Origin of the sequence: Rhizobium sp. P28RR-XV (assembly GCF_012641385.1) — a bacterium.
Taxonomy (GTDB): Bacteria; Pseudomonadota; Alphaproteobacteria; order Rhizobiales; family Rhizobiaceae; genus Rhizobium.
Window position 1 is genome coordinate 66,485 of the sequence record NZ_JABAIG010000021.1, and the last position, 22,783, is coordinate 89,267.

Genomic DNA, 22,783 nt, shown 5'->3' on the forward strand with positions numbered 1-22,783 from the left:
GTAAACGACTATGGTAACCCAAGCGTTAATAGTATTTCGCCTGCGTTATTTTTGGCTTCACTAATTTTTACCGGAATTTCCTTTGGTCTTTACCGAGCGTTAACCCTAACGGATTGATAACGACGACAGTGTTTCCCCTTTCTTACGAGCGCGAAATGTCCTTCGCAAAGCCCAAGATCTTCCTGGCACTTGGCATGGCAGCCGTGAGCGCCGCGCTCACCGGCTGCAACACCTATCAGCCTGCGCCGAAAGCCTTCAACGAGGCCACTATCCAGCCCTATGCGCTCGATAGTGGCGACCGGCTGCGCGTGACGGTATTCGACCAGCCGGGACTGACCAATACCTATACGATCGACCAAGCCGGCTATATTGCCTTCCCGCTGATCGGCCAGGTGCCTGCCCGCGGCAGGACCTTACAGCAACTTTCCGGCCAGATCGCGCAGAAGCTCCGCCAAGGCTATATCCGCGATCCCGACGTGACCATCGACATCGACCGCTATCGCTCGGTCTACATCATGGGTGAAGTCGGTCAGCCCGGCCAATATTCCTACGTGCCTGGCATGACGATCCAAAACGCCATTGCGGTTGCCGGCGGCTTCACGAGCCGGGCCAACCAATCCAATGCCGATGTCACCCGCAAGATCAATGGTCATGTCATGACGGGACGGGTCGGTATTTCGGATCCGGTGCTGGCAGGCGACACGATCTATGTCAGAGAGCGGTTGTTCTAACCGCACCCGCTCATGGCCAGACCACTTCGAATCCTCCATTGCTTCAGATCGCCGGTCGGCGGGATTTTCCGTCATGTCCGCGATCTGGTGGAAGAGCAGAGCAAGGCGGGACATCAGGTCGGCATCCTTTGCGACAGCCTCACGGGCGGCGAGCATGAGGACCGCCTGTTCAACGATATCGCTCCCTTTCTGGCGCTGGGCGTGATCCGGCTGCCGATCCGGCGGCAGATCAGCCTGTCGGATACCGCGACGCTTTGGAGCAGCTACAAGGAAATCAGAAGTTTGCGGCCGGACGTGCTGCATGGGCATGGCGCCAAGGGCGGCCTGCTTGCACGCGTTCTCGGCTCGATCCTGCGGGTGAACAGGTATCGCGTAGCCCGCCTCTATACAGCGCATGGCGGCAGCCTGCATTTCTCGCGCACCTCGCTGCAGGGCATTCTCGTGCACAGCATGGAGCGGATGCTCGAATTTCTGACCGACGGGCTGATTTTCATCTGCGATTTCGAACGGCGCGCCTACGAAAGAAAGATCGGCAAGCCGCGCACCCGCTCCGTGATGATCTACAACGGCATCAGCGATCGGGATTTCCGCAGCGTGCCGACACGATCGGACTCCGTTCATTTCGTCTATATCGGCATGCTGCGGGACCTCAAAGGTCCCGATCTATTCGTGGACGCCTTTGCGAGGACGGAGCGACGAATCGGCAGGCCGCTTTCGGCATTGATGATCGGCGACGGGCCAGACAAGGACAAATATCAGAGGATGATGACCGAGCGCGGCCTTGCCCATCGCATAGGCATGCTCCCGGCGATGCGCGTGCAGGAGGCCTTTGCCGTGTCGCAGAACGTCATCGTTCCCTCCCGCGCCGAAGCCATGCCCTATATCGTCCTGGAGGCGCTTGCGGCCGGAAAGACCGTCATCGCCTCGCGCGTCGGCGGCATCCCGGAAGCGCTCGGGGAAAACAGCCCGGCGCTCGCCAGACCGGACGACGCCGACGACCTGTCGCGGGTAATGGCCGAAGCGATCAGCGAGCCGGAGTTTGGCCGCCGCAACATGCCCCATATCGAAACGATCCGGTTAAACTTTTCGGCCTCGGCCATGGCGCGGGATACTTTGCACCTGTATCAAAATATACTTGGCCTGGACGCCGACGCTTAGAATACAAGCTAGTGTTGTAAGTGTTTCTTAGCTGATATCTGATAGGCCTTTTCCGGTAACGACCGGATAAATTGCCATGAACACTACTGAGAAGTCCGAGCAATTTAACTTGGACAATATTCGCAAGCAGGTTTCGGAAATCCGCACCCGCGATGCCGAAGAGCCGCGAAGCGACGACCCGAGCAGCTTGAATGCCTATGCCCGGCAAATCGCCGAACAGTTTCGCGAAACCAATCAGTCTCCAGCGATCATCGTGGGGCAGTACCGGCTGTTCGAGTTCCTGTCATTGCTTGCCCTCGGGCTTGCAATCCTCCTGTTCGGAACGGCGGCGGACAGTCATCCATTCGTGTCGAAGACTGCCGTGACTGTCTCGCTCAGCGGCCTTGCCATCGCGTTTCTGCAGATCGCCGACGCCTATCAGATACCGATATTGCGCGCGCCTCATCGCTTCCTGCACCGGATTCTCGGATCGTGGGCTGCCGCCTTTGCGGTCATGGCCGTCGCGCTTACGCCGTTCGACATCAACAATATCTATTCGATCCGTCTTCTCGGCCTGTGGCTCGCGGCAGGCGCGGGTTTCCTGCTCGTCACCCGGTTGCTTTTCGCCTATGGCATTCGCAATTGGGGCCGCAACGGCATCATGGAAAGACGCGCCGTGATCATCGGCGGCGGCGAACCCGCCAAGGAACTCATCCGCGCGCTTGAACACCAGCCCGACAACGACATCCGCATCTGCGGCATCTTCGATGATCGCGGCGAAAAGCGCTCACCCGTCATGGTCGCCGGCTATCCCAAGCTTGGGACAGTGGGAGAACTCGTCGAATTTGCCCGTCTCGTGCGCGTCGACATGCTGATCATCGCGCTTCCGATCAGCGCCGAAGACCGCATCCTGCAGCTGCTCAAGATGCTGTGGGTGCTGCCCGTCGACATTCGCCTGGCGGCACATGCCAACAAGCTGCGGTTCCGTCCGCGCGCCTATTCTCATGTCGGCGCTGTGCCGATGCTCGACATCTTCAACAAGCCGATCCGCGATTGGGACGGTGTTGCCAAGCGCATCTTCGACATCTTCTTCAGCCTGGTGGCGCTTGCCCTGCTCTGGCCGGTGATGCTCGGTGCCGCGATCGCCGTGAAGGCGACCTCGAAGGGGCCGGTCCTCTTCATGCAGAAGCGCCACGGCTTCAACAACGAGATCATCAAGGTCTTCAAGTTCCGCTCCATGTATACGCACATGAGCGATCCCACGGCACGCAACGCCGTGACGAAGAACGATCCGCGTGTCACCTCTGTCGGACGCTTCATCCGCAAGACGTCGATCGACGAGCTGCCGCAGCTTTTCAACGTGCTGCTCGGCAGCCTCTCTCTCGTCGGTCCGCGGCCGCATGCCGTGCTTGCCGCCAGCCATAACCGCACCTACGCGGATGTCGTCGAAGGCTATTTCGCGCGCCATCGCGTCAAGCCCGGCGTGACCGGCTGGGCGCAGATCAACGGCTGGCGCGGCGAGATCGACAGCGACGACAAGATCAAGTTCCGCACGGCCTATGATCTCTACTATATCGAGAACTGGTCGCTGCTGTTCGATCTGAAAATCCTGTTCCTGACGCCGTTCCGTCTGCTGAATACGGAAAACGCCTATTGAGCGCGATCGATCTTCCATCGTCCCGCGTCGCACAGCCGCAGCTTGCCACAATGCGGCTGGTCGGTACGGCGAGCGTTGCCATTGGCGTGTTTCTCTCCGGCTTCGTGATCGCGGAGCCCGCACCCTACGAGCTGTGGCTCGCCTTCCTCATCGGCACCTGGTTCGTCCTCGGGCTGAAGATATCGCGCAGCGTCGCGCCGCTTCTGGCGCTGTTCCTGGCATTTAATGTCGGCGGCATGCTCTCGATCACGCAGATGCACGATCTCACCGCCGGCAACCATCTGGACGGTCCGATCTATATCGCCGTATCCACCTTTCTGGCGCTGAGCTCCGTCTTCTATGCGGCCATCGTCGAGGATAGCGAAAGGCGGCTGAAGCTGATCTTCAACACCTGGGTGGTGGCGGCGCTGATCACCGCAAGCCTCGGCATCCTCGGCTATTTCCATGCCGTGCCGGGTTTCGACATCTTCACCCGCTACGACCGCGCCATGGGTGCCTTTCAGGATCCGAACGTCTTCGGTCCCTATCTGGTGACACCGAGCATCTACCTCATGCACGGCATCCTGATCGGCGACCTGAAGAAGGCGCCGATCAAGGGCATCTGCCTCTTCGTCCTGGCCTTCGGTGTCTTCCTCTCCTTCTCGCGCGCGGCCTGGGCGCTGTTCGCATTCGCCTCGATGATGCTGATCTTCTGCATGCTGCTGAAGCATCGCAGCAATATATTCCGGCTGCGCATCCTGGTCATGTCGCTGACGGCAGTCATCCTGATGGTCATCCTGCTTGTCGTCGCACTGCAGTTTCCGCAGGTCAGCGACCTGTTTTCCACGCGCACGCAGCTCGTGCAAAGCTATGACGGCGGACATCTCGGCCGCTTCGAGCGCCACAGCATCGGCTTCATGATGTCGATGGAACGGCCGCTCGGCATAGGTCCGCTCGTCTTCGGTCAGATCTTTCGCGAAGACGAGCACAATACCTGGCTCAAGACGCTGACCACCTACGGCTGGCTCGGCTTTTTCTGCTGGGTCAGCATGATCTGCTGGACCATCTATATCGGCTTTCGCAACCTCCTCAAGGAACGGCCGTGGCAACCCTTCGTGATGATCGCCTGGATCGTCATTCTCGGCCATGTCGGCATCGGCAATGTCATCGACACCGACCATTGGCGCCATCTTTACATGTTGATCGGCATCGTCTGGGGCTGCGGCGCTCTCGAGCAAAAGTACCAGCGTAGCTTGAGCAGAAGGGAAGGAGCACCTTGAATATCCGCACCAACGTCAAGCGTCTGTCGCTGCTGCAGGTCCTCGAACCGAGCGGCGGCGGCTCCGGGCGGCATTTTATCGATCTGTGCCGCGCGATGCAGCATCGCGGCCATTCGGTGACTGCCGTCTATTCGCCGGTGCGCGCCGAGCCTGCCTTTGTCGCCGAGATGGAGAGCATCGGCGTCGACAATGTCATTCCGCTTGACATGCGGCGCGCGCCAGGCCCCTGGGACCTGACGGCCTGGTGGCAGCTTCGCAAGATCGCTGGGACATACGGGCCTTTCGACCTGATCCACGGTCACAGCTCGAAAGCCGGCGCCCTGACGCGCCTACGGCTGCCGGGACCGCATGTGCCGGTCCTTTACACGCCGCATGCCTTCCGCACCATGGATCCGACGCTCGGGGCCAGGGGACGGTTGATCTATGGCGGCATCGAGCGCTTTCTCGGCACCTGGCTGACGGACCGCCTGGTCTGCGTTTCGCAGGACGAATATAATCATGCCGTCTCGCTCGGCATTCCCGAAGCGCGCCTGCGCGTCGTCGTCAACGGCGTCAACGCACCTCCCCTCAGCCAACGCGCGGCCGTCCGCAAGAGATACGACATCCCGCAGGGCGCCCTTCTCTTTGGCTTCGTCGGTCGGATGACCCGCCAGAAGGCACCGGAGCGCCTCGTGGAAGCCTTTGCTCGAATAGCCGCTGACATGCCGCAAGCCTATCTTTTGATGATCGGGATCGGCGAATTGGCCGAGGGCATGAAGGCGAGGATCAAGGCCGCCGGCCTCGAAGACCGTGCCCGGCTCGACGGCAGCGTGCCGGGAGTGACCGCCATCGACGCCTTCGACGCCGTCGTCATGCCGAGCCGCTATGAGGCAATGTCCTATGTGATGCTGGAGGCCGCAGCCGCCGGCAAGCCGCTGCTGCTCGCCGATGTCGGCGGCGCGCGCACAGTGCTAGAACACGGAAGGAACGGGTACATCGTTCCCAACAGCGACGATCCGGAAGCATTGGCAGCCGCGATGGCGCGCCTTGCCGATCCGATGCTGCTTGCAACGCTTACGGCCGAAGCGCGACGCCGCAAGGACAGCTATACGCTGGCCAGCATGGCCGATGCGACCGAAAAAATCTATCTGGACCTGCTCGGCTACCTTGCCACGGCGCCGATGGAGTTGTCCGGCAATACACGGCTGCGCAATGTTGTCGAAGGACAGAAAAAGAGTGCAGCTGCACTTTAGGTTTGCGCGCGATTTTTATCCGAAACCAGTTCCGCTTTTGGAACCGATGCGATAGACTTAACCTATGATTACTTCAGCGCAATTACGCGGCGCACGCGCCATGCTCGGACTGACGGTGGAAACGCTTGCCAACGAGAGCAAGCTTCCGGTTTCGACCATCGAGGCACTGGAAACGGACGGCGCCTCGACCGATTTCAAGGCACTTTCCACAGTCCGTTCCATCCTGGAAAATCACGGCGTCGTCTTCCTCGCCGGCGGCAGCGACGGGACAGGCGGTCCCGGCATACGCTTCAAGCATTGGTCTGAGAATGATGGCATCCGGCCGGAAAACCTGAATGCCACCAATGACGACTAAAGCGCATCGCGATCTCTAAGATTCGCTCCATGTGCTTTGGGTTCTTGATCTTGCGCGCGTCTTCATCTCAAAACCGCCGCACATTTTTGCGGCGAAGATTTAGGTCGACAACTTCCAGCTTTTGACGAGTTCTTCCGGCGCCGACAGCGCGGCAGGCAGGATGAAGCGTTCCGTGTCGTTTGCCGGCTCCCGGCCCTCAATGGCAGAGCCGACGGGCAGGCCATGGCCGAAATCGTTCAGCGTCACGAGTTCCAGGATCATACTGCCGTACTCATCGCGCCACTCGCGTCGCTCGCCGCCGTCGAAAAGACGCAGCCGCCCCTTGGTGCGCGGGCGCTCATGTGCGGCAAGCCACTGCGCCACGGATGCCTCGGCATTGGCGAAGGACACCACCTCATCCCCGTCGCCATGCCAGATGGAGACTGCGGGATAGCGGGCAGCTTCAGGCGAAACTTCGCGCACAAGCGCTCCCCATTTTTCGGCGGTTCGGGTGGAGCCCCGCTTCATGACGTCAAGCGCCGACATGGCATCGCGGGCGGCGCCGAAAGGCAGGCCGCCGATGATCGCGCCTGCGGCAAACAGCTCCGGATAGGTTGCCAGCAATGCGGCCGACAAGGCACCACCTGCCGACAGGCCCATAACGAAAATCTTGCTGTCATCGATATTATGCAGCCGGCGGCTGAAATCGATCATTTCGCGGATGGAACCGAGCTCGCCGCGGTCGCGCGTTACCGAGCTCGGCCGAAACCAGTTGAAACACAGATTGAGATTGTTCGATATCTTCTGCTCGGCATAAAGCACGGCAAAGCCGTGTTCGCGCGCCAGCGCGGTCCAGCCGCTGGCGCGATCGAAATCCTCGGCATTCTGGTGACAGCCGTGCAGGATAACGACGAGCGGCATCGGGCCTTTGGCGCCCGGCGGCACATATTCGAGCATGCGCAGATCGCCGGGATTGCGGCCGAACCACAAAACCTCGGTCAGCCCCTGCGGCGCGGGCCGCGCGGAAACGCGGCGGCGCGATGGCTGCGACAGCGGCTGCGTCATCGGAAATTTGAGCTGCTGCAGCTCTACAGAATCGACGAGCAAGCGGCGAAGCCGGCTCGGAACTTTAAAATTCATCATGGACCTTTCTATCCACGCCAACCGCGATTGGATTTTTTCATCCGCTGCGGCAGGCGCGCACTGTTCCTTTCCAGAATCAGTGGCATCGAGAAATCGAATCTCTTTGTGCAACGCAGCATATATAGGGAGGCGGCCCCGCTTCGAACAGGCATAAAGCATCATTGCTGCTATGTGAAATCAGCTTAAATCGATTAGATTGTCGGCCATAAAAAAACGCGGTTGCGTCAGAAATAAGCCCTGGCGAGCGCAAGCAGCTTTTCGTCGTCCTTCACGCCCTGGCGATAAAGCTGGATGATCAACGCCCCGAGGCGCTCGGCTTCCGGACTGCGGGAGTTCATGCCACGATCCTTGCAAACCGTGTCCAGCACCCTCTCCAAGCGATCCAAGTCGTCTGAAAACAGGGGCAAATCCCGCGGATGAATAGGAGTTTCTAACATTCGTGCATCTCGTCATCTTTCGGGCAGAAGCACGCTGAACCTCGCCGTCACCCGCTCTATATCCGACGATCGGAGCAGACTATGCGCTTTGCGCGAAGTCTTGGCAAGGAAGCATTTCAGCAACCACGCACGTCTGATTCGCAAACACGACGGTAATTTTTCCAAGAGTACAATTTTAAGTTACCGCATCACGAAGCCTTTATCCGCATCTGCGATAAGCGGGAAAAATGGAGGCAAGACGATGAACAAATTTTTGATCCCGGCTGTCCTTGGCATGGCGCTTTTCGCCACGACGCTACCGGCCCTTGCGCAGAATTTTCAGAACCTTCCCCTGCGCAATCCCCGCCAGCAGCCGGAGGGGTACATTTCCGTTCAATCCGGAAGATCGATCTCCTATCCGGTGGCGGACGGCGATAGCGAGGAGCAGCAGGAGAAGGCCTTGAAATCCTTCTACAAGTTTGCCGCAAGCAGTTGCGCAACCTTGCTCGATACCATCGCCGACGCCTGCGAGATCAGCGCCATGTCGAGCAATAGCTCGGTCAACAATCTCGACAACCGCGGCGCGAGGCTTTCCATCAACGGACAGGTGACGATGTCGGTGAAACTCAAGCCGGCGGCAGCAGCCGCGAAGTAGCCTTTCCCATCTCAGTTCGCAAATCCGGTCCAAGCCAACGGATCGGTAAGAAATGGCGGCGATAATCCCCTCGCAATCGAGGGATAATACCATGGCAAAAGCGAAACGGCGCACGCGGCGCAAACCGCAGTCCAAGGCGGGCAATTCGATGTGGCTATGGGGCGGCGTCGGCCTGGCAACCGTGGCCGGCATCTATGTCTATCAGCATCGCAACGAAATGCCGTCCATGCTTGCCCATGCCGGCGCGGTGGCCGGCATGCCGCATATGGCCAGGGAAGCGCCAGTGCCTGCGGCCAAGCCACAAACAAGGATGGCCGCAATCGCTCCCGAGCCGAGCGCGACGGCATCGGCCCTGCCCGTACCACCCGCCGCCATTCCCGTGGCACTCCCGGTCAGCAAGATACCGATCGAACGGCCCGTTCCCAGCCTACGACCCCAGACCGGTGGCCGTTTCGTGATTTGCGGTCCCGGTTCCGGAACGAATTGCGTGGTCGACGGCAATACCTTCTGGCAGAACGGCGTCAGGATTCAGCTGGCCGATATCGACGTGCCGGATGCGGATGCCGCACGCTGCCCTGGCGAGAGGCAGAGGGCGGTGACGGCGAAACTACGCCTGCAGGCCATCCTCAATGACGGGACTTTCGTCCTTTCGGGCAGCAACCGCCCCGACGACCGGAATGGCGGCAAGCTGCGCATCGCCATGCGCGCCGGCCGCTCGATCGGCGACCAGATGGTCTCCGAAGGCCTTGCGCGCCGCTGGACGGGACAAGCGCCGTCCTGGTGCGGCTGATTTTCTGGAAATTCGATTGGGAGTTCAAGAAGATAAATGGTCGGGGCGACTGGACTCGAACCAGCGACCCCTTGACCCCCAGTCAAGTGCGCTACCGGGCTGCGCTACGCCCCGACCTGCCGAAACGGCTTGTTTCGTTTAGAGTTTAGAGTTTCCCGACGCAAGCGAAAAGTAGCGGCTTGCTCAGAAAAAGTTGCCGCTCAGCGGCACTCCCGCCTCGGCCCGTAGCTTGGCTGGTAGGTATTGTCCGAGGCGCGGTAGGAGCGATAACGGCTAGCGCAGGCGCGGGCATGACCGTCGTCGTAATAACCTTGAGCGCGCTGCCCACTGAAGAGTGTGCCGGTCACGAAGGACTTGAAGAGCACGCCGCTGTCGGAATTATCGTCATAATAACTATCGTTACCATGCAGCCGATGGCCGCTGCCCCAGCGGTGGTGATGGTGCCAATGGCCGTGGCCGTGATCATGGACCTGAACAATGTCCGACTGAACGGGTGCGGGCACCGACAATGTCGGCATGGTGATGGCGGCGGCCGGCATGGCGACACCGGCCGCCAGCAAAAGACCAAAGCCCGCGGCAGTTACCGACCTGGCGATCGTAAACATATGCGACTCCTTCGAAATCCGGCGACAGCATCATACACTTCCGCGTGAAAACCTTGCCGCCGAGCATGCCGTGATTATCTGTATATAGTGATTTGGAGCCACACTCATAGATGCCCCTCCGTCTTTATTGCGCGACGGATTTCAGGGAATGTGAAGCGAGCGGAAGGTTAAGGCGATGAAACCCGTTATAATGCTTATGCTGTGCGCACCGTTGCTTGCCGCATGCAACACGACCGAACCGCTGCAGCCCATTCCAGGCAGCATCACCTACGGCGGCCAACCGCATATGAAGCTGACGCTGTCGCCTCCCGGCTCGCAATTTCAACATCGTTTCACCAACCAGTGGGGCGAGGATGTCATGGAGACCTATATCATCCAGCCCGACCGGAGCCTGAAGCTCGTCAATCGCCAGGTGATGAGCCCGCCATTCTGACGGCGAACGGTTCTGCGTTTCATGGAATCGTTGAGCGGTTCTAACTCTGTGCTTTACGCAATTCCGGACGGAAAACCGCTGTGCACTTTTCCTGGAATTGCATAGGTTGCTCATGAAATGAAAACTCCGTCGGTGTGGGCCGACGGAGGATGAATTCGAGTAGCTGGCAAGGCAACGCTTACCAGCAGCGATAGCAGCGGCGGTAATAAGGCCGGCCGTAGTAGCCGCGATGATGGTTATCGCTGACGGCAGCGCCGACGAGCACGCCGCCGATGATCCCGGCAGCGGCAAGACCGGCAGCCTGATTTTCAGCCTGCTGCGCCTGGACGCGGTTGGCCTGATAGGTCGCGCCGACGCAGCGATTGTACCGCTGCGTGCCGGGGCGAAGCCCCTGCGATTGACAGGTCATTTCGGCACTCATCGCAGATTCCTGCGGCGTCTGGCAGCTCGACAAAATGGTGGTAATGGCGACGAGACTCGCGGCCACGGTGGCACGTATACGCATATTCCCTCCGGCAATTTAAGATATAGTCCCGATGGAGCGCATACAGCCAAAGGTAAGCTTTAGCAAGCAAGAGTCGTGCGAATAGCCCCCGGAAACCGGCGGAAGCGCCTGAAAACACTCGCGAAGATGGTATTTTGCTTAACAACTCAATAGGATAAAGCTGAAAATGAAGAAGGCCCCGTCAAGAACAGAGCCTTCCCGCATTCAGCCCACGTATATATGCGCGGGCTGTGGAGATCATGCCATCTCGGATCAGAAGTTCCGCTCGAAGCGGAGAATACCGGCAACGGTGTCGTCCTTGATGAAATCGTAGTGCATGTAGGTCAATTCAGGTTCGACCAGGAAATCCTTGACCGGGTAGATCTTGAGATTGGTGGTCGCTTCGAAGATCTTGGACTCGGTGTAGGCGAGCTGCAGGTTCCACTTCAGCTTGTCATTGACCGGAACGGCGACACCGCCCCAAACTGCCCAGTCACCCCAGCCGCACTTGGCGGCGTTGACAGCGCCGCCCGACGTCGTGCAGGCGGAAATATCCTGGTTGGTGCCGGCATATTTGTTGAGCTTGTCGCCATCGGTGTTCCAGCCGCCCATCAGGAAGGCTTCCACGCCGCCGAACTTGGCGTCGATGCGAGCCTTGATCGCCCCTTCTTCGACGATCGAGTCGTAGCCGCCGACGATCTTGAAGCCCCAGTTGCCGGCCTTGTAACCAGCACCGGCAACGACGTCGGGAGCGTAATGGTTGGACTTGTCGTCCGTCCACCATCCCGCGCCATAAGATGCCTCGCCATCGGAGGTGGAGTAGCTGTCTTCGAGTGAGATCACCGCCGTAAAGCCATTGCCTGCGTCGTAATTATAGGTCAGCTGATTGAGTTCGTACGGACCGTCATAGATCGCGTCGTCGTTAATGACATCGCCGGCATAGCCGGCATAGAGGTTGAACTGCGAGTCGAGCTTGCCAACCGTGAAGCCAGCAAGGCTGATATTGGCAAACAGGAGCTTGGAGGAGGTCGCGCCGCCATCGTTCCACTCCCAGCGGAAGATGGTATTGGTCTTCAGCGGACCGTATTCGGTGTCGGTCGCGGTATCGACATTAAGTTCCACGCGCTCGTGCCAAAGCGTTCCGACCCTGCTGCGCGGATTATAGGCATCATACCACTCACCTTCCGTACGAACCTTTCCGCCAATCTTCAGGCAGGTTTCGGTGCCGGGAATATAGAAATAGCCTGTTCCGTACGCATCGCAGATACGGACATATTCAAGCGGTTCGGGTTCGGCGGCGACAATAGCGTCAGCGGCATGGGCGGCGCTCGCTGCGGCGATGGCAGCGGCGGAGCCAAGAAGAAGGCTCTTGATGTTCATGGTGTCTCCATTCGACTATCCATCAGGGATGGAGTCTCCCGGCAGACAACAGCGTGCCCCTCCATAGCCTGACTGGCTGTTCCCCTCACACAGGGCGAAGCAAAGAAGCTTCCCCCTTCAAACTGAACCTGTGGCGCTACCACGGCAAGTTAATAAGGCTTGCGAACTAATTGTCACAACGAAGAAGAGTAGCGAGCGTGATAAAATTATCACGCTCATTTACGCGGCTAATGAAGTTGTGGTCCTAGCATAGCCAGGGAACGCGTAAATCATGACGATACTTGAGTGTCGTTGCGCATCACCGGAACAAAGCATTTACTTGCTCCGCAACGTCGGCAGGAGGCTGTTAGCGCACCTGATCGAGCAGACGCTTGCATTCCAAAAGATCGTAGAGCGTTTCCTGCAGCAGGGCGCGATCTTCCTTGCCGACACTGGATTTGCCGATGGAGACATCCGGTGCGCCATCCTCGCCGCTTACGAAGTTGAAGAAACGGCGGCTGATCGGCGCCTTGGCGCGGCCGACAATCTGATCTTCTTCGGCATTGCCCGAACCGACACGGGGCTCGACGGTCGCAGGCTCCTGCGCGGCGGCAAGCGCCTCGACGCTGGCAAGATCGCCATGGCCAACCGCAATGACAAATTTGTTGCCGTTGGTCTTCAGAAGCTTCTGAACACCCTTGATCGTATAGCCGTGATCATAGAGCAGATGGCGGATGCCATTCAGCAGGTCGACATCCTCGGGGCGATAGTAGCGCCTGCCGCCACCACGCTTCATCGGCTTGATCTGCGGAAACCGGGTTTCCCAGAACCGTAGGACATGCTGCGGTAGATCAAGGTCTTCCGCGACTTCGCTGATCGTGCGAAATGCATCCGGGCTCTTGTCCATCATCTTACTCCTACAGGGCGCACTCAGCGCCATTCGGGCCGGATCACGCAAAGGCGGGTATGGCTATCCATACCTCCCCATGATGCGACTCACCATATTTCAACGGTTTGGCGGCGGAAATTCAAGTCATCTCTTCAGCCGCTGCACAGGCAAGCACCGAAAAGGCAGCAACAGCGCATCAAAAAGGCCGCAGAACAAAGCATGCGGCCGATATCGATACGAATCTCTGGAGTGGATCAGGAGGCAGGATTTACCGGCTTGGTCTTCGCCTTGCGGCTTGCATGCGCTTTCAGGATGCGGGTCTTGAGGACATTCGATGCCTTGAAGGTCATGACCCGCCGCGGCGAGATCGGCACCTCCTCACCGGTCTTCGGATTGCGCCCGATACGCTCATTTTTGTCGCGCACCTGAAAAGTCGCGAAGGAGGAGAGTTTCACGGTTTCGCCACGCACTATGGCGTTGCAAATTTCATCGATCACAGTCTCGACGAGCTCAGCCGACTCCGTTCGGGAGAGACCGACTTTCCGGAATACCGACTCCGCCAAGTCCGCGCGCGTCACTGTCTTGCCCGTCATAGCTCCCCGCCCATCTCAATGCGTAATCTTCTTCAAGCCTTGCGAGACTATTGCCCTTGCGTCGCACGGTCAAGCTCTTGTTCGGAACGGCTTTTAGAGATATGGCGCTACCAACGCAGCAGCACCGCTCCCCAGGTGAAGCCGCCGCCCATGGCTTCCAGCATCACCAGATCGCCTTTCTTGATTCGACCGTCACCGGCCGCAACGGCGAGCGCAAGAGGGATCGATGCCGCCGACGTGTTGCCATGAAGATCGACGGTGACCACAACTTTCTCGGGAGCAATTCCAAGCTTCTTGGCCGAGGCATCGATGATACGGCGATTGGCCTGATGCGGCACCAGCCAATCCAGATCATCAGGCGTGGTGTCCGTCGCATCGAACGCAGCCTGGATGACATCGGTAATCATGCCGACGGCGTGCTTGAACACTTCGCGGCCTGCCATGTGCAGCACACCGACCGTGCCTGTCGTGGAAGGACCGCCATCGACATAGAGCTTGTCCCCATGCGCGCCATCGGAGCGCAGGCTTGCCGCCAGGACGCCGCGATCGGTCGTGGCGCCGCTCCCCTCGCCTGCCTCAAGGATCAGCGCACCGGCGCCATCTCCGAAGAGGACGCAGGTCGTGCGGTCGGTCCAATTGAGGATGCGCGAAAACGTCTCAGCGCCGATCACGAGGACGCGGTTGGCAAGGCCGCAGCGAATATAGGCGTCAGCCGTCGTCACCGCATAGACGAAGCCGGTGCAGACGGCCTGTACGTCGAAGGCGAAGCCATGATGCATACCGAGCCGGTTCTGGATATTCACCGCCGTTGCCGGAAAGGTATTGTCCGGCGTCGAGGTGGCGACGATGATCAGATCGAGATCATCCGGTGTCAAACCGGCGTTGGCGAGGGCGGCGCGTGCCGCCTGCTCGCCCAAGGACGCCGTGGTTTCGCCTTCACCGGCGATATGGCGCTGGCGGATGCCCGAGCGCTGCACAATCCAGTCGTCGCTCGTGTCGACGATCTGCTCCATCTCGGCATTGGTCATGACGCGCTTGGGGAGCGCCGCCCCGAAACCGCGGGCTATTGAACGGATCATTCTACCTGTACCCCGTCGCTCATGCCGCTTCCGGCCCGATCGGGGGCAGCCGTTTGGCATGATATTTCTTCAAATCATTTTCGATTTTCTGCGTGAGACCATTCTTGGCCATATCGTAGCCGACGTCGATGGCGGCGGCGAAGGCTTCGGCATTCGCGCCGCCGTGGCTCTTGATGACGATACCGTTGAGGCCCAGGAACACACCGCCATTGACCTTGCTGGGATCGAGCTTTTCCCGCAGCAGATCGAAAGCACCCTTGGCGAAGACATAGCCGATGCGCGCGAGCAGCGTGCGCGACATGGCAGCGCGCAAATAGGCGGCGATCTGCTTTGCCGTGCCTTCCGCCGCCTTCAGCGCGATATTGCCGGAAAAACCTTCCGTGACGACGACGTCGACGGTGCCCTTGCCGATATCGTCGCCCTCGACGAAACCGAAATAGTCCAGCGATTCGAGATTGGCTTCGCGGATCAGCCGGCCGGCATCCTTGACGTCTTCCTGTCCCTTGATTTCCTCGACGCCGACATTCAGCAAGCCGACGGTCGGGCGTTCGATCTCGAAGAGAGCGCGCGCCATGGCGCCGCCCATCAGGGCGAAATCGAGCAGCTGCTGCGCATCGGCGCCAATGGTGGCGCCGACATCGAGCACGATGCTTTCACCGCGCAGCGTCGGCCAGATCGCGGCGATCGCCGGACGCTCGATATTGGCCATGGTGCGCAAACAGAACTTTGCCATCGCCATCAGCGCGCCGGTGTTGCCGGCGGATACGACGACATCGGCCTCGCCCACTTTCACGGACTCGATCGAGCGCCACATGCTAGAAACGTAACGACCGCGGCGCAACGCCTGGCTCGGCTTCTCATCCATGCTGATGGCGACATCACACTCGTGAAAGACGGATCTTTCCCGAAGCTTTGGATATTTGGCGAGGACCGCTTCGCAGCGATCCTTCTGTCCGTACATGATGAACGTGATATCGGGATGCCTATCCAGCGCCCTGGCCGCGCCGGGAACAACAACCTCTGGGCCGAAGTCGCCACCCATTAGGTCAAGAGAAATTCTGATCACGCGTCCCTAGTCCTTTATCTCCACCAGCCTGGCGAATTTGGCGTCAAAATACCGTTTTCTCCCTCGGTTACAACTGAATTGTGCTCAGTTGCCAAGGAGGTCTATTCCTTTTTCCAGTCTTTCAGAACGGCGAACGGCGAAGGTTTCTTGTCATCCTCGCCCGTGTCTTCAATATGCGCATCGAACTCGACTCCAGGCTTGCGCGGATAGGGATCAATGGCAAGAGCCGCGAATTCCGTAACCACCGCGCCGGCGTCGATCGTATCGCCGGTAAAGGTCTCCGGAAGATCCGGACCGTCGGGATCAAGCACCATTTCGCCCGCGTCCATGGAGGGCGCACGCGCCAGCTTGGAGTCCTCGGGCACAAAGATATGCTCGAAATCCTCGTCGATCTCGGATTCGACCGGCTCCAGCGTCACCACGCAGGCCTGAACGATCTTTGCCCTGACATTGCCCTTGACGCGGACGCCGTCGCGCTTCCAGCGCGAGATCTTGAGATCGGCTTCGAGCTTGCCCACCGAAAGGACATTCCAAAGGACGGCAAGCCCGGCAAGCTCGCGGTCATCCGCTTCGATGTGCACGTCCACCGGGTTGGCGGAAATATGGCCGACCTTCACCGGATAGGAAAATGGTGTTTCGTCGGAATCATGTCTTTTCATTTTTCTTCTCCTAACCGAGCTGTCGGTCGAGTTTGGCCGGCTGCGGCAGCGTCGCGGATCCCGTGGCGATCCGATCTTCGGCTACCGCGGCCAGATGCGCTTCCGCCGTCAGCATCCAGCCGGCAAGCTCGACCATGGAAGCCGCAGCCTCTTCCGCCTTGGGATAAATGTTGCGCTGTAGTGCCGTGGCAAGCGCCGCACGATCATTGCCATCCATGGCAGCCGCATAGCTTTCAAGCCGTCCATAGAACATACCGGCCAGTTTCTTCATGCGCTTCGGCACGCTGTTATCGCCTATCCCCAGCTCGCGGATCGAATAATCGATATCTTCGAAAAACGCATCCACGATTTCCTGGGCAAGTTCCTGGCCGCTGGTCGCCGACGACCGCGTGCGACGGAAGAACAGGATCATCATCACGGACAGCAGTTCGAAGCGCCCCATCACCGTATCCGGCACGTCATAGTCGATATAGAAAACCGGCTGCCGCGCCATGGATGTCAGGACCTCATACTGCCTGACGACGATGATCTGATTGTGATTTCTTTTGCGGAAGAGCCCAAAAATCATGAGAATTCCCAGAATTGGCTCCTTCAGAGCGCGCCGTTTTTGCTTGGCCGTGTTGCATCCACGCAAAAGCTGGTTTACCGAAGCAGGCGCGAATTGCAATGCCGTTTGTGCCCGCTTCGAGGCTCCTGCCCTTACCGTCGTCACGTTGTGCATGATCGGTGATGAAGAGTGCCGAACAACGCCTTTGTGCCCTTTCCAATCGCGGAAAGGCCACAATGATGTGCACAGCAAGGTCATATTGGCCGTCCGGCCATCGGATTGATTCATTAGGGGAGATGAGATGTCGTTGACCAGACGGTATTTCAAGTCTGACATTACTTTCAGCAGCGCTGCCGCCATCGCCCTGGTGATTGCGACCATGGGCCTTTCAGGTTGCAAGACCAGCGAGGTCATGAACAACGGCTACATCTTCGATCCGCAGTCGCTGGCACTTGCGCCGGTCGGCTCGAGCCGCGAGCAGGTCCTGCTCTCGCTCGGCACGCCGTCGACCACCGCGACCTTCGATGGCGAGGTCTTCTATTATATCTCCCAGAAGCGCACGCGCGCCGTCGCCTTCATGAAGCCGAAGCTGGTCGACCAGAACATCCTGGCGATCTATTTCGACAAGGACGGTATCGTGAAGCAGGAAGCCAACTATACGCTGAAGGACGGCAAGGTCTTCGACATGATCAGCCGTACGACGCCGACCGGCGGCCGCGATATCACCTTCCTGCAACAGATCCTGCAGGGCAGTGGCAACGGCGTCAACGGTGCGAGGAACTTCCTCAACAACCTCAACCCAGGCCAATAAGCCGGGAAGCCCTTCAAAGAAAAACCCGCGAGGCGCACGCCCCGCGGGTTTTCATTATGCATTCGGTTTGCTTTCCTTGGTCTTCTCCGGGCTTAAGAGCGGTTCAGCTTTTCATGGAATCTCCGAACCGCTCCATCTCTTTGTTGCCTCGCAATTCCGGACGGAAAACCGCGCAGCACTTTTCCTGGGTTTGCTCTAACCGGCGAGGATGGCGAGCAGAAGCAGGGCCACGATGTTGGTGATCTTGATCGCCGGGTTGACTGCCGGGCCCGCCGTATCCTTGTAGGGGTCGCCGACGGTATCACCCGTCACCGACGCCTTGTGGGCTTCAGAGCCCTTCATATGACGCGTTCCGTCCTTGTCGACGAAGCCGTCCTCGAAGCTCTTCTTGGCATTGTCCCATGCACCGCCGCCCGACGTCATCGAAATGGCGACGAAGAGACCGTTGATGATCACGCCGAGCAACGATGCGCCGAGGGCAGCGAAGGCCGAAGCCTTGGAACCGGAAAGCAGCAGGACACCGAAATAGACGACGAGCGGAGCCAGTACCGGCAGCAGCGACGGGACGATCATTTCCCGAATGGCGGCCTTGGTCAGCAGATCGACGGCGCGGCCGTAATCCGGGCGTTCCGTCCCCTGCATGATGCCCGGTTTCTCGCGGAACTGCCGGCGCACCTCCTCCACGATCGAGCCGGCGGCGCGGCCGACGGCCGTCATTGCGATGCCGCCGAAGAGATAGGGGATGAGGCCGCCGAACAGCAGGCCGGCGACGACGTAGGGGTTGGAAAGCTCGAACGAGATCGTGCCCACATTGGCGAAATACGGGAACTTGTCACCGTGAGCCGCGAAATATTGCAGGTCGTTCGAATAGGCCGCGAACAGCACCAGCGCGCCGAGACCGGCCGAGCCGATGGCATAGCCCTTGGTGACCGCCTTGGTGGTATTGCCGACCGCATCGAGCGCATCGGTGGATTTGCGCACTTCCGGCGGAAGATGCGACATTTCCGCGATGCCGCCGGCATTGTCGGTGACGGGGCCGAAGGCATCGAGTGCGACGATCATGCCGGCAAGGCCGAGCATGGCGGTCACCGCGATGCCTGTACCGAAGAGGCCGCCAAGCTGATAGGTGGCGATGATGCCGCCGACGATGACGATTGCCGGCAGCGCCGTCGATTCGAGCGAGACAGCAAGCCCCTGGATGACGTTGGTGCCGTGACCGGTCACCGACGCCTGGGCGATGGAATTGACCGGCCGCTTGTTCGTGCCGGTATAATATTCGGTGATGACCACGATCAGCGCCGTGACGATCAGGCCGACGATGCCGCAAGCAAACAGCTTCGTGCCGGTAACGTCGAAGCCGCCGACAGTGCCGACGGAGCCCCAGCCGATGGTTAACGAGGTGGCCACGGCCAGGCCGATGATCGACAGGACGCCGGTGGCGATGAGGCCCTTATAGAGGGCACCCATGATCGAGCCATTGGCACCGAGCTTCACGAAGAAGGTGCCGATGATCGAGGTGATGATGCAGGTGCCGCAGATCGCCAGCGGATAGATCATGGCGGAATTGAGCAGCGGTGTGCCGGCGAAGAAGATCGCGGCGAGAACCATGGTTGCGACCACGGAAACCGCATAGGTCTCGAACAGGTCAGCCGCCATGCCGGCGCAATCGCCGACATTGTCGCCGACGTTATCGGCGATGGTGGCGGGATTGCGGGGATCGTCCTCCGGAATGCCTGCTTCGACCTTGCCGACGAGGTCGCCGCCGACGTCGGCACCCTTGGTGAAGATACCGCCGCCGAGACGGGCGAAGATGGAAATCAGCGAAGCGCCGAAGCCGAGGGCGACCAGCGCGTCGATGACATCGCGCGATCCGGCCTCATGGCCGAGAATGCCGGTCAGGACGTAGAAGTAGATGGAGACGCCGAGCAGGGCGAGGCCCGCGACCAGCATGCCGGTGATGGCGCCCGACTTGAAGGCGATGTCGAGGCCCGCCGACAGGCTATGCGACGAGGCCTGCGCCGTGCGGACATTGGCGCGCACGGAGACATGCATGCCGATGAAACCAGCCCCACCCGAGAGAATCGCGCCGATCATGAAGCCAAAAGCGGCTTCCGCAGACAGCAGAAGCCAGGCTACGATGAAAACGATGACACCGACAATTGCAATGGTTCTATATTGACGCGCCAGATAGGCCTGCGCGCCTTCGCGGATATAACCCGCGATTTCCTGCATGCGCGCGTTACCTTGATCGGCTGAAAGCACCGACCGGGTCGTCCAGATGGCATAGACCACCGAGAGCAAACCGCACGCGATTACACCTAAAAGAATCGACATTTCGCTTTTTCCCTCCAAAAAGCCGGCGGTTCACTCCTCCTCCGGCCGCCTGCGCCAACGAACAGCCCCTTCCTCCAGGGGATCAACCGATGTGCAGTTGCGAGATTGCTGTCGGGACAACGTCGCGTCAAGACCGCCCGCAGGTAAAATACCCGCAGGAGGTTCAAAAGAATATTCGAAGATGAATTCAGGCGCGAATGAAGGAAACGAAAGTGACGGGCGTCGCCATTTGCGCGCTCGGTGGACCTTATTTCTTCGCTTCGCCGCGAACCTGCTTGGCGATTCGGTCGAGCACCGCGTTCACGAGCTTCGGCTCGTCCTCCCCGAAGAAGGCATGGGCGATCTCGACATATTCGGTGACGATGACCGGAACCGGCACGTCCTTGCGGTCGAGAAGCTCGAAGGTGCCGGCGCGCAGGATGGCGCGCACGGTGCTGTCGAGACGTGACAGCGCCCAGTCGTCCTGCAGGGCCGAGCCGATCAGGGGATCGAGCTTGGTTTGATCGCGCACGACGCCTGATACGATGGAGCGGAACCAGGAGGCATCAGCCTTCAGATAGGTCTCGCCGTCCAGCTCCTGTCCGAGGCGGTGCGCTTCGTACTCAGCCACCACCTCCAGAACGCCGGTTCCGCCGATATCCATCTGATAGAGCGCCTGCACCGCCGCAAGACGCGCTGCGCCCCGCTGGTTGGCGGGTTTTGCCGGTCGCTCGTTATCCTGATTGCTCATGTATTATGCACCCAACTTCTCTTTCAGCGCGATCATGGTCAGCGCTGCGCGAGCGGCAAAGCCGCCCTTGTCCTTATCCGAACGGCGGGCGCGAGCCCAAGCCTGTTCATCATTCTCGACGGTGAGGATACCATTGCCGATCGCGAGGGATTCGCTGACGGCCAGATCCATCAATGCACGCGAGGATTCATTGGCGACGATATCGAAATGATAGGTTTCGCCGCGGATGACCATGCCAAGAGCGACATAACCATCATAGACGACGCCGCCATTGTCGCCGCCATCGAGCGCCATAGCAATCGCAGCCGGGATTTCCAGCGCGCCAGGCACGGTGACGATGTCATAGGTCGCGCCAGCCTCATCGAGAGCAGTCTTGGCGCCATCGAGCAACGCATCGGCCATATCGTCATAGAAGCGGGCTTCGACGATAAGGATATGGGCATTGGAAGAGCTGGTCATACATCACCTGCGGATTGAGAGGGCGCGGCACCTTGTCAGGCCGGGTCAAACCACGGCGGGCCTCGCTTGGCAAGTGTTTTTAATGGCTGGCGCCAATTCCAGCCCTATTTGGAAATCATCGGCGCGACGCGAAAATTGTGGCTTTCGCCAACGCAACCGCTTCGATAATAATTCAAAGCGTGCAAAGGGGAGGTTCATGACGAAGAAATCCGCACCCGCCGTCAATGTCGGCGAGCTCGAGCTGGAGCATTGGCAACAGGGCAGCTTCTTTGCCGGCAGCGACACCTCTTTCGGGGCGATGCTCGGCCTGAAGGATCTCGGGATCAGCTATAACGAAGTGCCGCCGGGAAAGTCCGGCTGTCCGTTTCACAACCATCATGTCGAGGAAGAACTCTTCGTCATTCTCGACGGCGAAGGCGAATATCGCTTCAGCGACCAGCGTATCGCTATCAGCAAGGGCGATGTCCTGGGTGCCCCCGCCGGCGGCCCGGAGACGGCGCATCAGCTGATCAATACCGGCCCCGGCGTGCTCACCTATCTCGCCATTTCCACCAAGGCACGAACGGAAATCGTCGAATATCCCGATTCCGGCAAGTTCCTGGCGAAGACCAATAACGACGGCAAGGCGACGTTCCGCACAATCGGCCGCGCCGCCGCCGGCAACCTCGATTACTGGGACGGCGAGCCCGGCGCCTCGAACGATTAAGCACCATCAAGGACAGAATTCAGCAAAGCTCATATCTCCATGACCCATATTCCGACGCTGACGACTGATCGCCTACTGCTACGCGGCCATAGACTCGATGATTTCGAAGAATTCCTCGGCCTATGGAAACACGAGGAGATCGTTCGCTTTATCGGCGGCGAAATGCCGACACGCGAACAGGTGTGGGCACGCCTCCTGCGCTATGCCGGCCTATGGCATCATCTCGGCTTCGGCTTCTTTGCCGTCGAGGAACGCCAAAGCGGCCGATTGATCGGCGAAGTGGGCTTTCTCGATCTGCATCGTGACATGACGCCGATGACGGAAGGCACGCTGGAGGCCGGCTGGAGCATTACGCCGCCGATGCAGGGCAAGGGCTATGCGACGGAAGCCATGAACGCGGCTATCGCCTGGGCGGACGGACAGTTCGCAGGCCGACGCATGACCTGCATCGTGGACCTGGAGAACGTCCCGTCCCTGCGGGTCGCCGAAAAGATCGGCTTCCGCCGTATCGGCGAAGTAACGTTCAAGGACAGGTGCAATGCCGTATTCGAGCGCTAGGAAGTGTGGACAGTTATCTGATCCATAGGACGATTGCTGCGATAGTGACGACTGCGAGGTAGTTTTCGGCGGTTTTTTCGAAGCGCGTAGCGACCCTGCGGAACTGCTTGCGTCTCG

General features: G+C 59.5%; 26 protein-coding genes, 1 tRNA gene and 1 pseudogene. 12 read left to right on the forward strand and 16 right to left on the reverse strand.

Features of this window, described 5'->3' with window-relative positions; genetic code table 11:
• Positions 1–155: 155 nt before the first annotated feature.
• The 6 genes from HGP12_RS30835 to HGP12_RS30860 all read left to right on the forward strand — a co-directional run bounded on the left by HGP12_RS30835 (position 156) and on the right by HGP12_RS30860 (position 6,371).
• Positions 156–731: a polysaccharide biosynthesis/export family protein gene (locus HGP12_RS30835; protein WP_168843741.1), complete on the forward strand. Its 576-nt coding sequence runs from the start codon at positions 156–158 to the stop codon at positions 729–731.
• A 12-nt stretch (positions 732–743) separates the two neighbouring features.
• A complete protein-coding gene (locus tag HGP12_RS30840) occupies positions 744–1,889 on the forward strand; it encodes a glycosyltransferase family 4 protein (RefSeq protein ID WP_168843742.1) in 1,146 nt (381 codons plus the stop codon).
• A 76-nt stretch (positions 1,890–1,965) separates the two neighbouring features.
• The gene (locus HGP12_RS30845; RefSeq protein WP_168843743.1) at positions 1,966–3,525 is read left to right on the forward strand and encodes an undecaprenyl-phosphate glucose phosphotransferase; all 1,560 of its coding nucleotides are present in this window, start codon (positions 1,966–1,968) and stop codon (positions 3,523–3,525) included.
• The gene (locus HGP12_RS30850; protein ID WP_168843744.1) at positions 3,522–4,784 is read left to right on the forward strand and encodes an O-antigen ligase family protein; all 1,263 of its coding nucleotides are present in this window, start codon (positions 3,522–3,524) and stop codon (positions 4,782–4,784) included. Before HGP12_RS30845 ends, HGP12_RS30850 begins: the two co-directional genes overlap by 4 nt.
• Positions 4,781–6,016 carry a glycosyltransferase family 4 protein gene (locus tag HGP12_RS30855; protein ID WP_168843745.1) on the forward strand — a complete coding sequence of 412 codons (1,236 nt, stop codon included), beginning with the start codon at positions 4,781–4,783 and terminating at the stop codon, positions 6,014–6,016. Before HGP12_RS30850 ends, HGP12_RS30855 begins: the two co-directional genes overlap by 4 nt.
• Positions 6,017–6,080: 64 nt before the next feature.
• Positions 6,081–6,371 carry a helix-turn-helix domain-containing protein gene (locus HGP12_RS30860; protein WP_168843746.1) on the forward strand — a complete coding sequence of 97 codons (291 nt, stop codon included), beginning with the start codon at positions 6,081–6,083 and terminating at the stop codon, positions 6,369–6,371.
• A gap of 99 nt (positions 6,372–6,470) precedes the next feature.
• Here the strand turns inward: HGP12_RS30860 and HGP12_RS30865 are convergent, their stop codons facing one another.
• Together HGP12_RS30865 and HGP12_RS30870 are read right to left on the reverse strand one after the other, a co-directional pair.
• Positions 6,471–7,493, reverse strand: coding sequence for an alpha/beta hydrolase family esterase (locus tag HGP12_RS30865; RefSeq protein WP_246703605.1), 1,023 nt, complete (start codon positions 7,491–7,493; stop codon positions 6,471–6,473).
• A 224-nt stretch (positions 7,494–7,717) separates the two neighbouring features.
• Complete coding sequence (locus tag HGP12_RS30870) at positions 7,718–7,930, reverse strand: hypothetical protein (RefSeq protein WP_168843747.1); 213 nt, start codon at positions 7,928–7,930, stop codon at positions 7,718–7,720.
• 241 nt (positions 7,931–8,171) lie between these two features.
• Between HGP12_RS30870 and HGP12_RS30875 the strand changes: the two genes are divergently transcribed.
• Both HGP12_RS30875 and HGP12_RS30880 read left to right on the forward strand, forming a co-directional pair.
• The gene (locus HGP12_RS30875) at positions 8,172–8,564 is read left to right on the forward strand and encodes a hypothetical protein (protein WP_168843748.1); all 393 of its coding nucleotides are present in this window, start codon (positions 8,172–8,174) and stop codon (positions 8,562–8,564) included.
• A gap of 91 nt (positions 8,565–8,655) precedes the next feature.
• The gene (locus tag HGP12_RS30880) at positions 8,656–9,354 is read left to right on the forward strand and encodes a thermonuclease family protein (protein ID WP_168843749.1); all 699 of its coding nucleotides are present in this window, start codon (positions 8,656–8,658) and stop codon (positions 9,352–9,354) included.
• A gap of 37 nt (positions 9,355–9,391) precedes the next feature.
• Here the strand turns inward: HGP12_RS30880 and HGP12_RS30885 are convergent.
• Positions 9,392–9,468 (reverse strand) — tRNA-Pro (locus tag HGP12_RS30885).
• 86 nt (positions 9,469–9,554) lie between these two features.
• Positions 9,555–9,959, reverse strand: coding sequence for a BA14K family protein (locus HGP12_RS30890; protein WP_168843750.1), 405 nt, complete (start codon positions 9,957–9,959; stop codon positions 9,555–9,557).
• A gap of 175 nt (positions 9,960–10,134) precedes the next feature.
• Here HGP12_RS30890 and HGP12_RS30895 point away from each other — a divergent pair, with 175 nt between their 5' ends.
• Positions 10,135–10,392: a hypothetical protein gene (locus HGP12_RS30895; RefSeq protein ID WP_168843751.1), complete on the forward strand. Its 258-nt coding sequence runs from the start codon at positions 10,135–10,137 to the stop codon at positions 10,390–10,392.
• Between the two features lie 178 nt (positions 10,393–10,570).
• Here HGP12_RS30895 and HGP12_RS30900 read toward each other — a convergent pair whose 3' ends face one another.
• The 8 genes from HGP12_RS30900 to HGP12_RS34720 form a co-directional block, all read right to left on the reverse strand.
• Positions 10,571–10,897, reverse strand: coding sequence for a hypothetical protein (locus HGP12_RS30900; RefSeq protein WP_168843752.1), 327 nt, complete (start codon positions 10,895–10,897; stop codon positions 10,571–10,573).
• A 252-nt stretch (positions 10,898–11,149) separates the two neighbouring features.
• Positions 11,150–12,256: a porin gene (locus HGP12_RS30905; protein WP_168843753.1), complete on the reverse strand. Its 1,107-nt coding sequence runs from the start codon at positions 12,254–12,256 to the stop codon at positions 11,150–11,152.
• Positions 12,257–12,602: 346 nt separating this feature from the next.
• Positions 12,603–13,142: a MerR family transcriptional regulator gene (locus tag HGP12_RS30910; protein WP_168843768.1), complete on the reverse strand. Its 540-nt coding sequence runs from the start codon at positions 13,140–13,142 to the stop codon at positions 12,603–12,605.
• Between the two features lie 236 nt (positions 13,143–13,378).
• A complete protein-coding gene (locus HGP12_RS30915; protein WP_168843754.1) occupies positions 13,379–13,717 on the reverse strand; it encodes an integration host factor subunit alpha in 339 nt (112 codons plus the stop codon).
• A 107-nt stretch (positions 13,718–13,824) separates the two neighbouring features.
• Positions 13,825–14,796, reverse strand: a complete 972-nt coding sequence (locus tag HGP12_RS30920) for a beta-ketoacyl-ACP synthase III (protein WP_168843755.1) — start codon at positions 14,794–14,796, stop codon at positions 13,825–13,827.
• 19 nt (positions 14,797–14,815) lie between these two features.
• The gene (gene plsX / locus HGP12_RS30925; RefSeq protein ID WP_168843756.1) at positions 14,816–15,862 is read right to left on the reverse strand and encodes a phosphate acyltransferase PlsX; all 1,047 of its coding nucleotides are present in this window, start codon (positions 15,860–15,862) and stop codon (positions 14,816–14,818) included.
• Between the two features lie 101 nt (positions 15,863–15,963).
• Positions 15,964–16,521 (reverse strand): DUF177 domain-containing protein, encoded by a 558-nt coding sequence (locus tag HGP12_RS30930; protein ID WP_168843757.1) that lies wholly within the window; start codon positions 16,519–16,521, stop codon positions 15,964–15,966.
• A gap of 10 nt (positions 16,522–16,531) precedes the next feature.
• Positions 16,532–17,089, reverse strand: a complete 558-nt coding sequence (locus HGP12_RS34720) for a ubiquinol-cytochrome C chaperone family protein (protein WP_168843758.1) — start codon at positions 17,087–17,089, stop codon at positions 16,532–16,534.
• A gap of 280 nt (positions 17,090–17,369) precedes the next feature.
• Between HGP12_RS34720 and HGP12_RS30940 the strand changes: the two genes are divergently transcribed.
• Complete coding sequence (locus HGP12_RS30940; RefSeq protein ID WP_168843759.1) at positions 17,370–17,879, forward strand: outer membrane protein assembly factor BamE; 510 nt, start codon at positions 17,370–17,372, stop codon at positions 17,877–17,879.
• 195 nt (positions 17,880–18,074) lie between these two features.
• On the opposite strand, the gene HGP12_RS30945 is transcribed toward HGP12_RS30940, so the two are convergent.
• From HGP12_RS30945 to ribH, 3 genes are all read right to left on the reverse strand, one after another.
• On the reverse strand, positions 18,075–20,213 hold the full coding sequence (locus HGP12_RS30945) for a sodium-translocating pyrophosphatase (protein ID WP_168843760.1): 2,139 nt from the start codon (positions 20,211–20,213) through the stop codon (positions 18,075–18,077).
• Between the two features lie 247 nt (positions 20,214–20,460).
• Positions 20,461–20,943 (reverse strand): transcription antitermination factor NusB, encoded by a 483-nt coding sequence (nusB, locus tag HGP12_RS30950; RefSeq protein WP_168843761.1) that lies wholly within the window; start codon positions 20,941–20,943, stop codon positions 20,461–20,463.
• A 3-nt stretch (positions 20,944–20,946) separates the two neighbouring features.
• On the reverse strand, positions 20,947–21,402 hold the full coding sequence (gene ribH / locus HGP12_RS30955) for a 6,7-dimethyl-8-ribityllumazine synthase (protein ID WP_168843762.1): 456 nt from the start codon (positions 21,400–21,402) through the stop codon (positions 20,947–20,949).
• A gap of 196 nt (positions 21,403–21,598) precedes the next feature.
• Between ribH and HGP12_RS30960 the strand changes: the two genes are divergently transcribed.
• Positions 21,599–22,108: a cupin domain-containing protein gene (locus tag HGP12_RS30960; protein ID WP_168843763.1), complete on the forward strand. Its 510-nt coding sequence runs from the start codon at positions 21,599–21,601 to the stop codon at positions 22,106–22,108.
• A 39-nt stretch (positions 22,109–22,147) separates the two neighbouring features.
• Complete coding sequence (locus HGP12_RS30965; protein ID WP_168843764.1) at positions 22,148–22,666, forward strand: GNAT family N-acetyltransferase; 519 nt, start codon at positions 22,148–22,150, stop codon at positions 22,664–22,666.
• 13 nt (positions 22,667–22,679) lie between these two features.
• On the opposite strand, the pseudogene HGP12_RS30970 reads toward HGP12_RS30965, so the two are convergent.
• A pseudogene (locus HGP12_RS30970) lies at positions 22,680–22,783 on the reverse strand (IS5/IS1182 family transposase); the annotation flags it as partial.

Coding starts and splice junctions, on each gene's coding strand:
- HGP12_RS30915 (WP_168843754.1), bottom strand. CDS start 13,717: ATGACGGGCAAGACAGTGACGCGCGCGGACTTGGCGGAGTCGGTATTC.
- HGP12_RS30910 (WP_168843768.1), bottom strand. CDS start 13,142: ATGGACAAGAGCCCGGATGCATTTCGCACGATCAGCGAAGTCGCGGAA.
- ribH (WP_168843762.1), bottom strand. CDS start 21,402: ATGACCAGCTCTTCCAATGCCCATATCCTTATCGTCGAAGCCCGCTTC.
- HGP12_RS30865 (WP_246703605.1), bottom strand. CDS start 7,493: ATGATGAATTTTAAAGTTCCGAGCCGGCTTCGCCGCTTGCTCGTCGAT.
- HGP12_RS30960 (WP_168843763.1), top strand. CDS start 21,599: ATGACGAAGAAATCCGCACCCGCCGTCAATGTCGGCGAGCTCGAGCTG.
- nusB (WP_168843761.1), bottom strand. CDS start 20,943: ATGAGCAATCAGGATAACGAGCGACCGGCAAAACCCGCCAACCAGCGG.
- HGP12_RS30930 (WP_168843757.1), bottom strand. CDS start 16,521: ATGAAAAGACATGATTCCGACGAAACACCATTTTCCTATCCGGTGAAG.
- HGP12_RS30870 (WP_168843747.1), bottom strand. CDS start 7,930: ATGTTAGAAACTCCTATTCATCCGCGGGATTTGCCCCTGTTTTCAGAC.
- HGP12_RS30840 (WP_168843742.1), top strand. CDS start 744: ATGGCCAGACCACTTCGAATCCTCCATTGCTTCAGATCGCCGGTCGGC.
- HGP12_RS30890 (WP_168843750.1), bottom strand. CDS start 9,959: ATGTTTACGATCGCCAGGTCGGTAACTGCCGCGGGCTTTGGTCTTTTG.
- HGP12_RS30965 (WP_168843764.1), top strand. CDS start 22,148: ATGACCCATATTCCGACGCTGACGACTGATCGCCTACTGCTACGCGGC.
- HGP12_RS30875 (WP_168843748.1), top strand. CDS start 8,172: ATGAACAAATTTTTGATCCCGGCTGTCCTTGGCATGGCGCTTTTCGCC.
- HGP12_RS30945 (WP_168843760.1), bottom strand. CDS start 20,213: ATGTCGATTCTTTTAGGTGTAATCGCGTGCGGTTTGCTCTCGGTGGTC.
- HGP12_RS30900 (WP_168843752.1), bottom strand. CDS start 10,897: ATGCGTATACGTGCCACCGTGGCCGCGAGTCTCGTCGCCATTACCACC.
- HGP12_RS30895 (WP_168843751.1), top strand. CDS start 10,135: ATGAAACCCGTTATAATGCTTATGCTGTGCGCACCGTTGCTTGCCGCA.
- HGP12_RS30845 (WP_168843743.1), top strand. CDS start 1,966: ATGAACACTACTGAGAAGTCCGAGCAATTTAACTTGGACAATATTCGC.
- HGP12_RS30860 (WP_168843746.1), top strand. CDS start 6,081: ATGATTACTTCAGCGCAATTACGCGGCGCACGCGCCATGCTCGGACTG.
- HGP12_RS30880 (WP_168843749.1), top strand. CDS start 8,656: ATGGCAAAAGCGAAACGGCGCACGCGGCGCAAACCGCAGTCCAAGGCG.
- HGP12_RS34720 (WP_168843758.1), bottom strand. CDS start 17,089: ATGATTTTTGGGCTCTTCCGCAAAAGAAATCACAATCAGATCATCGTC.
- HGP12_RS30940 (WP_168843759.1), top strand. CDS start 17,370: ATGTCGTTGACCAGACGGTATTTCAAGTCTGACATTACTTTCAGCAGC.
- HGP12_RS30835 (WP_168843741.1), top strand. CDS start 156: ATGTCCTTCGCAAAGCCCAAGATCTTCCTGGCACTTGGCATGGCAGCC.
- HGP12_RS30905 (WP_168843753.1), bottom strand. CDS start 12,256: ATGAACATCAAGAGCCTTCTTCTTGGCTCCGCCGCTGCCATCGCCGCA.
- HGP12_RS30920 (WP_168843755.1), bottom strand. CDS start 14,796: ATGATCCGTTCAATAGCCCGCGGTTTCGGGGCGGCGCTCCCCAAGCGC.